The organism is Pseudorhodoplanes sp., assembly GCF_059499825.1.
Genome location: NZ_JCABZI010000005.1, coordinates 224,964 through 238,873, shown reverse-complemented (window position 1 = coordinate 238,873; position 13,910 = coordinate 224,964). Strand labels below are relative to the sequence as shown.

The 13,910-nt window shown below is 64.6% G+C and carries 12 protein-coding genes; 7 read left to right on the top strand and 5 right to left on the bottom strand.

Features of this window, described 5'->3' with window-relative positions:
• Positions 1–31: 31 nt before the first annotated feature.
• Positions 32–982, top strand: coding sequence for a polyphosphate kinase 2 family protein (locus AC5I5I_RS08290; RefSeq protein ID WP_495971797.1), 951 nt, complete (start codon positions 32–34; stop codon positions 980–982).
• Between the two features lie 48 nt (positions 983–1,030).
• On the opposite strand, the gene AC5I5I_RS08285 is transcribed toward AC5I5I_RS08290, so the two are convergent.
• Positions 1,031–2,182, bottom strand: a complete 1,152-nt coding sequence (locus AC5I5I_RS08285; RefSeq protein WP_495971795.1) for an MFS transporter — start codon at positions 2,180–2,182, stop codon at positions 1,031–1,033.
• 95 nt (positions 2,183–2,277) lie between these two features.
• Between AC5I5I_RS08285 and AC5I5I_RS08280 the strand changes: the two genes are divergently transcribed.
• Together AC5I5I_RS08280 and AC5I5I_RS08275 are read left to right on the top strand one after the other, a co-directional pair.
• Entirely contained in the window at positions 2,278–3,000 is a 723-nt protein-coding gene (locus tag AC5I5I_RS08280; RefSeq protein ID WP_495971793.1) for an AzlC family ABC transporter permease, read from the top strand.
• Positions 2,993–3,304 carry an AzlD family protein gene (locus AC5I5I_RS08275; RefSeq protein ID WP_495971791.1) on the top strand — a complete coding sequence of 104 codons (312 nt, stop codon included), beginning with the start codon at positions 2,993–2,995 and terminating at the stop codon, positions 3,302–3,304. Before AC5I5I_RS08280 ends, AC5I5I_RS08275 begins: the two co-directional genes overlap by 8 nt.
• 13 nt (positions 3,305–3,317) lie before the next feature.
• On the opposite strand, the gene AC5I5I_RS08270 is transcribed toward AC5I5I_RS08275, so the two are convergent.
• Together AC5I5I_RS08270 and AC5I5I_RS08265 are read right to left on the bottom strand one after the other, a co-directional pair.
• A complete protein-coding gene (locus AC5I5I_RS08270; RefSeq protein WP_495971789.1) occupies positions 3,318–4,871 on the bottom strand; it encodes a bifunctional aminoglycoside phosphotransferase/ATP-binding protein in 1,554 nt (517 codons plus the stop codon).
• 19 nt (positions 4,872–4,890) lie between these two features.
• Positions 4,891–5,367, bottom strand: coding sequence for a hypothetical protein (locus AC5I5I_RS08265; protein WP_495971787.1), 477 nt, complete (start codon positions 5,365–5,367; stop codon positions 4,891–4,893).
• 40 nt (positions 5,368–5,407) lie between these two features.
• Between AC5I5I_RS08265 and AC5I5I_RS08260 the strand changes: the two genes are divergently transcribed.
• Both AC5I5I_RS08260 and AC5I5I_RS08255 read left to right on the top strand, forming a co-directional pair.
• Positions 5,408–7,087 (top strand): thiamine pyrophosphate-binding protein, encoded by a 1,680-nt coding sequence (locus tag AC5I5I_RS08260; RefSeq protein WP_495971785.1) that lies wholly within the window; start codon positions 5,408–5,410, stop codon positions 7,085–7,087.
• 71 nt (positions 7,088–7,158) lie between these two features.
• The gene (locus tag AC5I5I_RS08255; protein ID WP_495971783.1) at positions 7,159–7,827 is read left to right on the top strand and encodes a TetR/AcrR family transcriptional regulator; all 669 of its coding nucleotides are present in this window, start codon (positions 7,159–7,161) and stop codon (positions 7,825–7,827) included.
• A 21-nt stretch (positions 7,828–7,848) separates the two neighbouring features.
• Here the strand turns inward: AC5I5I_RS08255 and AC5I5I_RS08250 are convergent, their stop codons facing one another.
• Both AC5I5I_RS08250 and AC5I5I_RS08245 read right to left on the bottom strand, forming a co-directional pair.
• Positions 7,849–8,955, bottom strand: coding sequence for a carboxylate-amine ligase (locus AC5I5I_RS08250; RefSeq protein ID WP_495971781.1), 1,107 nt, complete (start codon positions 8,953–8,955; stop codon positions 7,849–7,851).
• A 107-nt stretch (positions 8,956–9,062) separates the two neighbouring features.
• Positions 9,063–9,893: a universal stress protein gene (locus tag AC5I5I_RS08245; protein ID WP_495971779.1), complete on the bottom strand. Its 831-nt coding sequence runs from the start codon at positions 9,891–9,893 to the stop codon at positions 9,063–9,065.
• A gap of 134 nt (positions 9,894–10,027) precedes the next feature.
• Here AC5I5I_RS08245 and AC5I5I_RS08240 point away from each other — a divergent pair, with 134 nt between their 5' ends.
• Together AC5I5I_RS08240 and AC5I5I_RS08235 are read left to right on the top strand one after the other, a co-directional pair.
• Positions 10,028–11,521 (top strand): FAD-linked oxidase C-terminal domain-containing protein, encoded by a 1,494-nt coding sequence (locus AC5I5I_RS08240; RefSeq protein WP_495971778.1) that lies wholly within the window; start codon positions 10,028–10,030, stop codon positions 11,519–11,521.
• Between the two features lie 257 nt (positions 11,522–11,778).
• Complete coding sequence (locus AC5I5I_RS08235) at positions 11,779–13,854, top strand: elongation factor G (RefSeq protein WP_495971776.1); 2,076 nt, start codon at positions 11,779–11,781, stop codon at positions 13,852–13,854.
• The last annotated feature ends 56 nt before the right edge of the window (positions 13,855–13,910 follow it).

Sequence of the window (13,910 nt, the reverse complement as noted above, 5' to 3'; positions counted from 1 at the left end):
CAAAGCATGCGGATCGTCGTGAAGTGACGGGATGAAGATCGAAACCCTCGCCCGCAAATACCGCATCGACAATCCGGAAAAATTCCGCCTCGCGGACATCGATCCCGGCGACACTGCAGGCCTTGCCATCGACAAGGACGACGCCAAGGACCTGCTGCAGGAGAGCATCCGCAAGCTCGCGGACTATCAGGAGATGCTCTACGCGCAGGACCGCTGGTCGGTGCTGGCGATCTTCCAGGCGATGGATGCCGCCGGCAAGGACGGCGCCATCAAGCACGTGATGTCCGGGATCAACCCGCAGGGCTGTCAGGTCTATTCGTTCAAGGCGCCGACTTCGCATGAACTCGACCACGATTTCATGTGGCGCACCACGATCGCCACGCCCGAGCGCGGCCGGATCGGGATTTTCAACCGCTCCTATTACGAAGAAGTGCTGGTGGTGCGGGCGCATCCGGAGATTCTGGCAAAGCAGAAAATTCCGCCGCAACTCGTGACAAAGGAAATCTGGAAACAGCGATACGAGGACATTCGCGACTTCGAAAAATTTCAGGCGCGCAACGGCATGCTGATCATGAAATTTTTCCTTCATGTCTCGCGGGAAGAGCAGGCCAAGCGCTTCCTCGAGCGGATCGACGATCCGGCCAAGAACTGGAAGTTCAATCTGGGCGATGTCGCGGAGCGCAAGCTCTGGGACGATTACATGCGCTATTACGAGGAGACGATCCGCGAAACCAGCCGCCCGCATGCGCCGTGGTTCGTGGTGCCGGCGGACAAGAAATGGTTCACCCGGCTGGTGGTCGCCTCGGCATTGGTCGAGGGGCTCGAAGGCCTGGACCTGCATTTCCCGCGGGTCGACGACGCAACCCGCGACGAACTGCAAAAGTCGCGCGTTCTGCTCGCGGCCGATTTGCCGGAGAAGAAGAACGGCAAGAACAACAAGAACGGCAAGGACGACTCAAAGTCCAACGGCAAGCGCGGCTGACACTGGCGTTGCTCGTGCTCTATCGTGAAATGGCTTGCGACTCCTGTCCTACGCATCGCGCCAGGCGAAGCGGACCAGTCCTGCCATCACCAGCAGCATGCCGGCGATCAGCCCGACCACGCCCGGCCATCCAGTCGTGCTCCAGAGCAGCCCGGGAATGAGGCCGCCGAAGCTGCCGCCGATATAGAACGAGGTGACGTAGAGGCCGACCGCTGACGAGTTGCCTTCGCGCGCATTCGTGGCGACGAAACTCTGGCAGCAGACCTGCACATAGAAGCCGGAGCCGGTGATCATGCACAGGCCGACGATGATCACCGGCAGCGACGGCGCCAGCGTCAGCAGGATGCCGCCCATCCAGACCGACAGCGCAATCATTCCGAATCTGCGTCGGCCCAGATGTGAGACCAGCAACCCGGTGAATGGCGCGGTCACGATGCTGATCAGATAGGTGACGAACACCGCGCCGATCGCGGCGGTCGACAGGCTGAACGGCGGCGCCGCCAGGCGAAAGCCGAGATAGGTGAAGGCGGCCAGGAAGTTGAACATGATGCCGAAGCCGACGCCGAAGGTGGCGAGCAGGCGCGGGTTGCGCACATGCTTCATCATCTGGCGCAGCGACGTGGCCAGCGTGGTGCCGTGCACGAAACTGCGCTCGCGCGGCAAGAGCGCGATCACGACCAGCGCGCACAGGGCGGTCAGCGCGGCATCGGCCAGCAGGGCCTCCCGCCAGCCGATCGGCTCCGCCAGCGCCGCGGTGATCATGCGCCCGCCGAAGCCGCCGACGGCGGTGGCGGCGATGAAGGTCCCGGTCACCGCTGTGGCTTCGCTCGCCGGCCATTCGGCACCGATATAGGCGACCGATACCGCAAAGATCGGCGGCAGCAGCAGGCCCTGCACGAAGCGCCAGACCAGCAGGGCTTCCAGGCTTTGCGAGAAGCCCATCATCACGCCGGGAATGACCAGCAGCGCGATCGCAATCGCGATGACGAAACGCCGCCCGAGCACGTCAGCGATCACGCCGGTGAACGGGGCGGTCAGCGCGACCGCAAGCGCGCTCACCGTCATGATCTGGCTGATGGCGGCGGGCCCTACGCCGAATTCCTCCGACATCAACGGCAGCACCGCCTGCGGTGCGTACATGTTGAGCATCGCGGTGAAACCGGCCGTCGCAATCGCGACGCGGGGCAGGGGACGGAGCATGGGAGGGCTGAGGCAGGGGTGGGTTGCAGCCGCCAAGATTGCCCAGCCGGAGCGGCTTTGCTAGAGCGCGAGACCCCTTTCCGGGCATGACCTCCATGCAAACTGAACCCAGCGACGGTGGGCCTCCGCCGATTTGGAGCCTTGACGGTGTCCGCGCCGGCGCCCTGAGCATCGTCCCGGCGCTGCCCGGCGTCGCGCTGTTCGGCGCAGCCTTCGGCGCGCTTGCGGCCGAACGCGGGTTGACCACGCTTGAAGCCGTGGTGATGAGCGGGATCGTGTTTGCAGGCGTGGCGCAGATCGCCTCGATGGAACTCTGGTCGCCACAGATCACGCCGGCGCTGGTGCTGACGATTGCGTTCACGGCGCTGGTTATCAATTTGCGCATGCTGCTGATGAGCGCATCGATGCGGCCGTGGCTGGCCAGCGCGCCGCCGCTGCAGGTCTATCCGGGTCTCTACATCCTGACCGACTCTAACTGGGTATCGACGCTGCGCTACCGGCGCGAGGGCGGCGCCGACGCCGGCTTCCTGTTCGGCGGCGGGTTGATCATCTGGCTGACCTTCGTTCCGGCGACCGCCATCGGACAGATTTTCGGCAGCCTGCTCGCCAATCCGAGGCCCTATGGCGTCGACATGATCCTGCCGCTCTATTTCGTCGCGTTATTGGCGCCGATGTTCGAGAGCACGCGGCGATCATTGCCCTGGGCGATTGCCGGTCTGGTCGCGATTGCGGTGCAGTATGTGCTGCCGGGCTTCTGGTACATCATCGCCGGCACGCTGGCGGGCGCCATCGCCGGAGGCTTGCTCGGCGATGAATGAACCGCTGTCGCACGGCGTGTTTTATGTCATCGCGGCCATGGCGGCGATGAGCGCATTCACGCGCATTGCCGGCTTCTGGATGATGGGACGCGTCACGGTGACGCCGCGCATCATGCGCATGCTGGAGGCGCTGCCCGGTTCGGTGGTGGCGGCACTGATCCTGCCGGTGATCCTGAAGGAAGGGCTGTCGGCCGCCGTGGCGATGACCGCGGTGGCGCTGGTGATGATCTGGCGACGCAACGAGTTTCTGGCGTTGGCCTGCGGGATCGCGATCGTAGCGTCGATGCGAGCGGCCGGCTGGTAAGACCCGCAACAGGTCAGGCGGACAGCCCGAGTATGGCGCGCGCCCGCGCCAGCGTACCCTCCGGTGTGCCCGAGGCATCGACCTCGGTCCAGTCGATGGCGCCGACATCGTAGCCGGCCTGCTGCCGCGCCACATCGGCATCGGCATCGGATGCATCGCCAACGCGCGCGCCGACCCGCGCGATCCGCGTCTCGAGATCGGCGGTGAGGAAAAGTCCGCGAAACGAAATGCCGGCATCGGCTGCGATGCCGGCGAGGCTTGCGCGTTCATCCGCTGTCGCGAACACCGCATCGACGATTGCCGAATGCCCGGCTTGCAGAACGCGCAGCGCACGTTCGCCGAGCACCGCATAGACCCGCCGGGTGACTGCGGCCGTGTAAGCGTGCTCCGGCAGTTTCTCGGTCTCGGGATAATCGAACAGCGCCTTGCGCAAGATGTCCGAACGCAGGATGACCGCGCCGGGCGCAGGCTCGATGTCGGCCGCCAGCATCCGCGCCAGCACCGATTTTCCGGTGCCGGACAGTCCGCCGACCGCAATCAGTTGCGGCGGCGGCGGCGTGATCAACCGCATGGCCAGCTGGAAATAGGCCTTGGCGCTGCGTTCGATCTCTGCCTTGTCCTTGTCGTCCGCTTGCTCGCGCTTTGCGGCGGTGACCTTGGCGCGGATCGCCGCGCGCATCGACATGAAGAAGGGCAGGGTACCAAGCGCGTCGAGGTCGCTATTGCGCTTGGACTCGATCAGATAGCGGTTGAGAAGGGAATTGGCCGCGCGCGAAAGCCCGCGCTCCTCGAGGTCCATCAGAAGGAAAGCGAGGTCGTAAAGCACATCGCCCGAAGCGACCAGCGGATCGAACTCGATTGCGTCGAACAGCACCGGCTTGCCGTCGATCAGCGCGATATTGCCGAGATGCAGGTCGCCATGACCGTGCCGCACCAGCAAGGCTTCGCCGCGCCGGCGCAGCAGCGGTACCAGCCTTGCAAAGGCCTGCCGGCTCTCGGCGATCAGTTGCGCGGCATCCTCCGGCGGAAACAGGTCAGGAAATTCGCCGAAGGCCTGTTCGTTCTGGCCGATATAGCTGTCCAGGGCGTCGATCCAGGGATCGGCCTCGACCGGAAGCGCCGCGCGATGGGCGGCGGCGACGGTTCGCGCCAGATCCTCGGCGAGGCGGTCGTCGATTGTCCCGGCCTCGGCAAGCCGGTCGAGCGTCGCGGTTTCGTCGAACCGCTGCATCTCCAGCGCCCACTCCACCGGTTCGCCATCGCCATCGATGGAAAGGGCGCCGGCCTCATTCCTGGTGATGGAACGGACGCCGAGATAGATCTGCGGCGCGAACAACCGGTTGACCCGCAACTCCGCCTCGCACGCGGCCTTGCGCTTGTCCCGCGTCGAGTAATCGAGAAACGGGAACTTCACCGCCCGCTTGACCTTCAACACGTGGTCGCCGGCCAGAAAAACGGCCGCGCCATGCGTATCGATGCGCGTGACCTCGGCGCCGCCATGGGTTTTCGGGTCGGCCAGGAACGCGAAGACCGCGTCCTGCGATTGGCTCGTTTGGCTGTCGGGCATGATCGATTGTGTGACCCCGTCAAGGCACCGGACTTGACCCGGCCGCGTCTGGCTTGAGAATGCCGCCGTCGCGCCTGCGGGCGTAGTTGTTTTTGAGCGGAGGAATCACGTGCTCATCGATCATCGAACCTATCGCGTCAGACCGGGCACCATGCAAGCCCATCTCGATATCTACGAGCAACACGGTTTTGCCGCCCAGACGCGCCATATCGGAAAACCCGTTGCCTATATGTTCGCCGAGAGCGGCGACTTGAATACCATCGTCCATATCTGGGCCTATGAAAATGCGGGCGATCGCGAAAAAAAGCGCGCCGCCATGCAGGCCGATCCGGAATGGCAGAACTATCTGAAACTGAATCGCGAGGCCGGATATTTGGAAAATCAGGTTACCAAACTGATGATCCCGGCGAAATTCGCGCCGATCATTCGCTGAGCGCACTATCCGCGCCATTTTCTTCATGGACAAGGTCGTCATGCCCGTAACACGCGTGGGCATGACGACCGGTCCGCATCGCTATTGAGATCAGAGACACGCCATGCGCAGCAATGACGGATCGCGAACCGGCGGCGAAATCCTCGTCGATCAGCTTGTCGCTCACGGTGTCAGCCATGCCTTCTGTGTGCCGGGGGAGAGCTATCTCGCCGCCCTGGACGCATTCCATGACCGCGCAATCACGCTCACCGTCTGCCGCCAGGAAGGCGGCGCCGCGATGATGGCGGAAGCGGTCGGCAAGGCCACCGGCCGGCCCGGCATCTGCTTCGTCACGCGTGGTCCGGGCGCCACCAATGCGTCGCCGGGAATCCATATCGCGATGCAGGATTCGACGCCGATGATCGTGTTCGTCGGGCAGGTCGCTCGCGACATGCGCGAGCGCGAAGCATTTCAGGAGCTGGATTACCGCGCTGTGTTCGGCACCATGGCGAAATGGGCGACCGAGATCGACGATCCGGCGCGCATTCCGGAAATCGTGTCGCGCGCTTTTCACGTTGCGACCAATGGCCGCCCCGGTCCGGTGGTGATCGCGCTGCCGGAGGACATGTTGACCGAGCGCGCGGTGGTCGCCGATGCGCCGCCGTTCGAGCCGGTGGAGACCTGGCCCGGCCTCACCGACATGTCCCGACTACAGAAGATGCTCTGGTCGGCGCAGCGGCCGGTCATGATTCTCGGCGGCAGCCGCTGGTCGGAGAAAGCCTGGGCCGCCACCCAGCGTTTTGCCGAGCGTTTCGACCTGCCGGTCTTCACCACCTTCCGCCGCGGGCATCTGTTCGATCAGACGCACAAGAATTACGGCGGCGATCTCGGTATCAGCCCGAACCCGAAGCTGCTGGCGCGCGTGAAGGCGGCCGATCTCGTGCTCCTGGTCGGTTCGCGGATGGGCGAAATGCCGAGCCAGAGCTACACGCTGTTCGAGATCCCGCAGCCGCGCCAGACGCTCGTGCATGTGCATCCGGACATCAACGAGCTCGGCCGGGTCTATCGCCCGCATCTCGCGATCAACGCGTCGCCCACGGCATTCGCCGCCGCGCTCGAAGGCCTGCAGGCGCCGAACACGATCCCCTGGGCGGGCGAGGCTGCGACCGCGCATGCGGATTATCTCGCTTACACGGACAAGGCGACCGAGGTGCCGGGCGCGGTCAATCTCGGCGAGATCATGGTGTGGCTGCGCGACACATTCTCGCCGGACGACATCCTGTGCAATGGAGCGGGAAACTTCTCCGGATGGCTGCATCGCTTCTACCGGCTGCGCCGCTTCAACACCTTTGTCGGACCGACATCGGGCTCGATGGGTTACGGCGTCCCGGCCGCGATCGGCATGAAGCGGCTCTATCCGGAGCGCAACGTGTTCTGCCTCGCCGGCGACGGCGACTTCCTGATGAACGGGCAGGAATTCATGACCGCGGTGCAATACGATCTGCCGGTGGTGATCGCGATCGTCGATAACGGCATGTACGGCACCATCCGCATGCATCAGGAGCGCGAATATCCCGGCCGCGTGATTGCGACCGCGCTGAAGAACCCGGATTTCGCGGCTTACGCACGCGCCTTCGGTGGCTTCGGCGTCACGGTCGAGAAGACCGCGGATTTCGCCAAGGCCTATGAGGCCGCGCGCGCCTCCGGTAAGCCGGCGATCATCCATCTGAAGGTCGACCCGAGCGCGATCACGCCAGTGACCACGATCGAAGCGATCCGGGACAAGGCGCTGGGCGGCAAGTAGCGCGATTGGGGACGTGGAGCGGCCGCTCCGACGACTTGCCGCGATGTGGTGAATCATGATTCACTCCATCTATGCCCTATCGGCGCACGGCCCATATCGCTCGCAAGCAGGCGGCTCGACATCAGGCGATTGTCGCGGCGGCGCGAGCGGTGGCGACTGAAGGCGGCATGGCCGCGTTGCAGGTCGCGGTCGTGGCGGAGCGTGCCGGCATCGCCACCGGGACCGTGTACCGATATTTCCCCTCCAAGGCCGAGCTGGTGACGGCGCTGGTCGGCGCCACGGCGGAACGCGAAATCGCGGCCATCGGCAAGGCCGGGAAGGCCGCTCCCGGTCCTCTCTCGGCATTGGCCGCGGCGATTGCGACCTTCGCCACCCGCGCGCTCAGGCAGCGGAAACTGGCCTGGGCGATGATCGCCGATCCCGCCGAATCCGAGGTGGAAGCGGTGCGGGTGGCATTCCGGCGTGCGCTTGCGGAGGAATTCCAGACGCGGATCACGGCGGCGATGCAGGCCGGTCATCTGCCGGCGCAGGATGTGCGCCTCGCCGCTGCGGCCCTGGTCGGTGCCTTGGTGGAAGGATTGATCGGACCGCTTGCGCCCGAGAGTGCGGACGATCCGGCGCGCCTGCGCGACGCCGTGCAGGCACTCACGCTGTTGTCGCTGCGCGCGCTTGGCGTGGTCGACGCGCGCGCCCGCGGCGTGGTCGTGCAGATCGCGCTGCCGGCGGCGGAGGAGGCGTAGCCGCACCCGGCTCATGCCGGATCAGGCGACCGTCCTCTCCACCAGCCACTCCGACACCCGGCGCAGGCCTTGCTCGGGGCTGTCGGCAGACTGCTCGAAAATCGTCATCTGCCGGTCGGCCGAGGTGCCTTTTTCGACGATGGTCCGGCAATGCAGCAAAGCGTCGAGGCAGCCGAGCGCTTCCGCATCCGGTGTCACCTCGTCGATGACATGCTCGAGCATCTCGGCGACGGTGATCGGTCCGTCGCGCTCCAGCCGCGCAAAGCTGCCCCGCACGCCGTAGCGCTGCGCCCGCCATTTGTTCTCGATGACGATTGCGCGGGCGATCGCATTCATGTCGGCATTCTGCGCCGGGTTGAGCGTCAGCCTGCGGGTCACCGCGCGATACAGCGCGGCGATCGCGATCGCATCGTCGACGCTGGTGCAGACGTCCGGCGCGCGCAATTCCAGCGTTGGATGTTCGAGCGACGGACGTACCGCCCACCAGATATAGCTTGCGTCCGGCATCACCCCGGCCTGGACCAGCGCGTCGATATAGGCGTCGAATTCCTGCTTGGTCTTGAACAATTCGGGAAGCCCGGTGCGCGGCAGTTCGTCGTATGCCGCAAGCCGGTATCCGAGCAGACCGGTCGGCTGCGAGCGCCAGAACGGCGATGACGTCGACAGCGCGATGAACAGCGGCATGTGCGGCAGCATCCGCGTCATCACGCCGACCCGGTCATCGGGATTCGGCAGTTCGACATGCACATGCATGCCGCACAGCATGTTGCGGCGGCCAATCATCTGCAGATCGTCCATCACGCTGTCGTAGCGCTCTCCGACCGATTGCCGCGAGCGCTCCCAAATTGCGGTCGGGTGCGTACCGGCGGCCATGATGGCGAGGCCGTAGTCATTGGCGACGGCGCCGAGCGTCTGCCGCATCGTGCGCAATTCCGCGTGCGCTGCTTCGGTATCAGTTTGCGGCGCGGTCACGATCTCGATCTGCGATTGCAGAAACTCACCGGTGACCCGCTCGCCCAACGCTGCTTTCGCAGCCGCGAAGAAGCCATCAGGCATCTTGCGCGCCACCTCCTTGGTCGCGCTATCGACCAGGAAATATTCTTCCTCGATCCCGAAGGAAAAGGACATTTCTACCTCAAGGCAGCCGAATGGCGCACGAATGGTCCCTGCGGCACGTCACGCGCAGAACGCAATCAATGCGGGGAGGGTGTCCCGGGTTCCCGGCCGCGCAGAGATTAATGCGACATCAGGGTCGGCACCGTCATCGACTGGAGCATGCCGCGCGTCGCGCCGCCGAGAACGAAATCGCGCAGCCGAGAATGCCCATACGCGCCCATCACGATCAGGTCCGCATCGACATCCGCCGCATGCGAGAGAATGGCGCTCGGAACGTCGATATCGGGCGCCGGTAGCCGCGTCAGTTCGGTCCGGAGCTTGTAGCGCGCCAGATGCTCGGCAATATCCGCGCCGGCCACATCGTTCTCGTCGAACTTGCCGGTGACCACGGTGAGGACCTGCACGTTATCCGCCCGGGCGATCAGTGGCAGGCTGTCGGCCACCGCCCGCGCCGAGGCGCGGCTGCCGTCCCAGCAGACCAGAACCCGCTTCACCGAAAAGCCGGCCTTCTGGACATAGGGAACGATCAGAACCGGACGTCCCGAATTGAACAGCACCGCCTCGACGACGTCCTGAGCGATCACGTCTTCACTACCGCTCGATTGCTTGACGACCGCGAGATCGTAGGTGCGGGCCAGATTTGCGAAGGCTTGCGCCGCGCCGGGCGACGAGGCTTCCGGCGTCAGCGTCTGCACCGACAATTGCGACCGTTGCGCGGCAGCCTGGAAGCGCGCCGCGGTGGCCCTGGCTTCCTCCCGGCTCTTCTCGAGAACCGATTGGAGAATCTGGGCGCCTCCCAGGTCGGTGATGGCGGGAGGCCAGGGTGGATCGTAGGCAAAGGCCACACCGGTCACATGCGCGTTGAATGTCTCAGCCAGGGACATGGCATAGCGGAAGGCGGGATCGTCTTCGGTGCCGGGCGTCAGATTGACGACGATATCCTTGATCATGAGGCGCTCCGATATCAGCGGAATGGAAATGTGAGTTGTGCCGGTGTCGCGGAATGGAATTCGCATTCTGCGCCCTCGCCGCAGCCGCCGCAATTGGATAACCTGCGACAGGATCGGCGATGAGGAATTGATCGATGTCAGTGCGGATGCCCGAACCGGATCGCGAGGTATTGCTGCGGCGCGAAGGGATCGTCGCTGCGATGCAGGCGATCGTGCCGGGCGAGGGCGTGATCGCCGGCGAACGCGAGATGCGGCCGTTCGAGACCGACGGCCTCACCGCCTACCGCCAATTGCCGCTGGTGGTGGTGCTCCCATCCACCACGCAGCAGGTGGCGCAGGTGCTGCGCTATTGTCACGAAAACAACATCAAGGTGGTGCCGCGCGGCGCGGGGACGTCGCTGTCCGGCGGCGCGTTGCCGCTGGAGGACGGTATCCTGCTCGGCATGTCGAAATTCAGCCGGATCCGCGAGATCGATTTCGACAATCGCGTGGTGGTGGCCGAACCGGGCGTCACCAATCTCGGCATTTCCAACGCGGTCGCGCATCGCGGCTTCTACTATGCACCGGACCCGTCGTCGCAGATCGCCTGCACCATCGGCGGCAATATCGCGGAGAATTCGGGCGGCGTGCATTGCCTGAAATACGGCATGACCACGAACAATGTGCTCGGCGTCGAGATCGTGCTGATGACCGGCGAGATATTGCGGCTCGGCGGCAAGCAACTCGATGCCGAGGGCTATGACCTGCTCGGCGTCATCACCGGATCCGAAGGGTTGCTTGGTGTCGTCACCGAGATCACCGTCCGCATCTTGAAGAAGCCGGAAACCGCGCGTGCGCTGCTGGTCGGCTTTCCGACATCGGAAGATGCCGGCGCCTGCGTCGGCCGGATCATCGGCGCGGGGATCATCCCCGGCGGCATGGAGATGATGGATCGCCCCGCGATCCATGCGGTCGAACAATTCGTCCATGCCGGCTATCCGCTCGACGTGGAAGCCCTGCTGATCGTCGAGCTGGACGGCGGCCAGGCCGAGGTCGATCACCTGATCGAACGGGTGGAGGCCATCGCCCGGGACTGCAAGGCCGCGACCTGCCGGGTGTCGCAGAACGAGGACGAGCGGCTGCTGTTCTGGGCCGGACGCAAGGCGGCTTTCCCCGCCGTGGGCCGCATCTCGCCCGACTATCTGTGCATGGACGGGACCATCCCGCGTGCGGCTTTGCCGCTGGTGCTCGCACGGATGCGCGAGATGAGCGAAAAGTACGGACTGCAGGTCGCCAATGTCTTCCATGCCGGCGACGGCAACCTGCATCCGCTCATTCTCTATGACGCCAACAATCCGGGCGAACTCGACAAGGCGGAGGCGTTCGGCTCCGACATCCTTCGGCTGTGCGTTGAAGTCGGCGGCGTGCTCACCGGCGAACACGGCGTCGGCATCGAGAAGCGCGACCTGATGCCGGTGATGTTTTCCGAGATCGATCTCAACCAGCAGCAGCGGCTGAAATGTGCGTTCGATGCGCAGGGGCTTTTGAATCCCGGTAAGGTGTTCCCGCAATTGCACCGCTGCGCCGAGCTCGGCCGGATGCATGTGAAAGCGGGAAAGGTGGCGTTTCCCGATATTCCGAGGTTCTGAACATTCCAGAGTTCCGGTCATCGCACGCCGAAGCGTCCAACGCCGCCGGTTTTCGCAACGCGGCATAAAGCAAAGTTGTGAAACCGTCGCGCCGGCGCCCCTTGCCTTTGCCGCAAAGTGCGCAGAGCATGATCGTCCGGCGTCTGACACGGCCGGAAGACCGGCCCTTCGCGTCAGGCGCCCAAACCGGGCGTGATGCGGAAAATGCAACGCGAGACTCGGACTGCATCGCGCCCTTCCGCAACAGGGAGGCGCAGATGACGGAAGCGAATGCGGGCGGCACCAGAACCAACGGCAATAGGCCGAAGGGTCCCCGGTGCATTGCATTGGTGGGCCCCTTTCAGAGCGGAAAGACCACGCTGCTCGAAGCCATACTGGCGCGGACCGGCGCGATCCAGCGTCAGGGCAGCGTCGAGGCCGGCACCAGCGTCGGCGATAATTCGAAGGAAGCGCGCCATCACGGGATGAGCGTCGAATTGTCGGTCGCAACCACGACCTTCATGGACGACAGCTACACCTTCATCGACTGCCCCGGATCGGTCGAGTTCATCCATGATATGCGCGCGGCGCTGCCGGCGGTCGATGCGGCGGTGGTGGTCTGCGAAGCCGACGAGAAGAAGGTGCCGCAATTACAGCTCGTCCTGCGCGAGCTGGAAGACCAGAAGATCCCGCACTTCCTGTTTCTCAACAAGATCGACAAGGCCGACAAGCGGCTGCGCGAGACGCTGCAGATCTTGCAGCCGGCGTCGCGGATTCCATTACTGCTGCGGCAGATCCCGATCTGGCGGAACGACATTATTACCGGTTTCGTCGATCTCGCGCTGGAACGCGCGCATGTCTACAAGGAACACACGGCGTCCGAAGTGATCGAACTCAGCGGTGAGGATCTCGAGCGCGAAAAGACCGCGCGCTTCACCATGCTGGAGACGCTCGCCGACCACGATGACGAATTGATGGAGCAATTGCTGGAGGATATTCCGCCGCCGCGCGACAAGGTGTTCGACGATCTGGCGATGGAATTGCGCGACGGGCTGGTTTGCCCGGTGCTGATCGGCGTCGCCACCCGGACCAACGGCGTGTTGCGCCTGTTGAAGGCGCTGCGGCACGAGACGCCGAATATCGAGACCACGGCGAAGCGGCTTGGCGTCGACGCCAGGGGCAACGACGCGGTGGCTTATGTGCTGAAATCCATCAACACCGCGCATGGCGGCAAGATGTCGGTTGCGCGCGTGCTTGCAGGGCAGATCGGCGACGGCTCGACGCTCAATTCGCAGGACCGCGAAGCCGGCCGCGTCTCCGGCGTGTTCAAGATGATGGGGCAGGCGTTCGAAAAGCGCGGCGCCGCGCAGCCCGGCGAAACCGTTGCTTTCGGCAAGCTCGACAACGCCCGCACCGGCGACACGCTCGCATCGGGCAAGGACAATCCGAAGCGGCTCGCCGAGGTGCAGCCTTATCCGCCGGTGCTCGCGCTATCCATTGCCGCGACCGAGCGCAAGGACGACGTCAAGCTCGGCCAGGCCCTGAACAAGCTCGCGGACGAAGACCCGTCGATCACCATTGTGCATAACCCCGATACCCACGAAGTGATCCTCTGGGGGCAGGGCGAGATGCATCTGCGCGTCGCGGCCGAGCGGTTGACCGACCGTTTCGGCATCGCCATCGAGAAGCGGCAGCCCAGCGTCGGCTATCGCGAAACCATCAAGAAGCAGGTGCAGCAGCGCGGCCGCCACAAGAAGCAATCCGGCGGACACGGGCAGTTCGGCGATGTGGTGCTCGATGTGAAGCCGCTGCCGCGCGGCTCAGGCTTCCAGTTCGCCGAGACCATTACCGGAGGCGTGGTGCCGAAGAACTACATCCCGTCGGTCGAGGAAGGCGTGATCGATGCGCTGAAGCACGGACCGCTCGGCTTTCCGGTGGTCGATGTGTCGGTGACGCTGATCGACGGTTCCTACCACACGGTGGATTCCTCGGATCAGGCATTTCGCACCGCCGGCCGCATCGGCGTGGTCGAGGCGCTGCCGCAATGCCATCCGGTGCTGCTCGAGCCGATCCATGCCGTCGAGATCGCGTGTCCGAACGATGCGACGGCGAAGATCAACGCCATCCTGTCGGGACGGCGCGGTCAGATCCTCGGCTTCGATACACGCGAGGGCTGGCCCGGCTGGGATTGCGTCAAGGCGATGATGCCGGAATCCGAAATCGGAGATCTCATTGTCGAGGTGCGCTCGGCCACCGCCGGCGTCGGCACCTTCACCTTCAAGTTCGACCATATGGCCGAGCTGACCGGCCGCACCGCGGACCAGATCGTCGCGGCGAGACGGGCGGCGGAGTAGGGGACTGATCGCTACGTGCTCCGATCACCTCCCCCGTGTGGGGGAGGTCGAACATT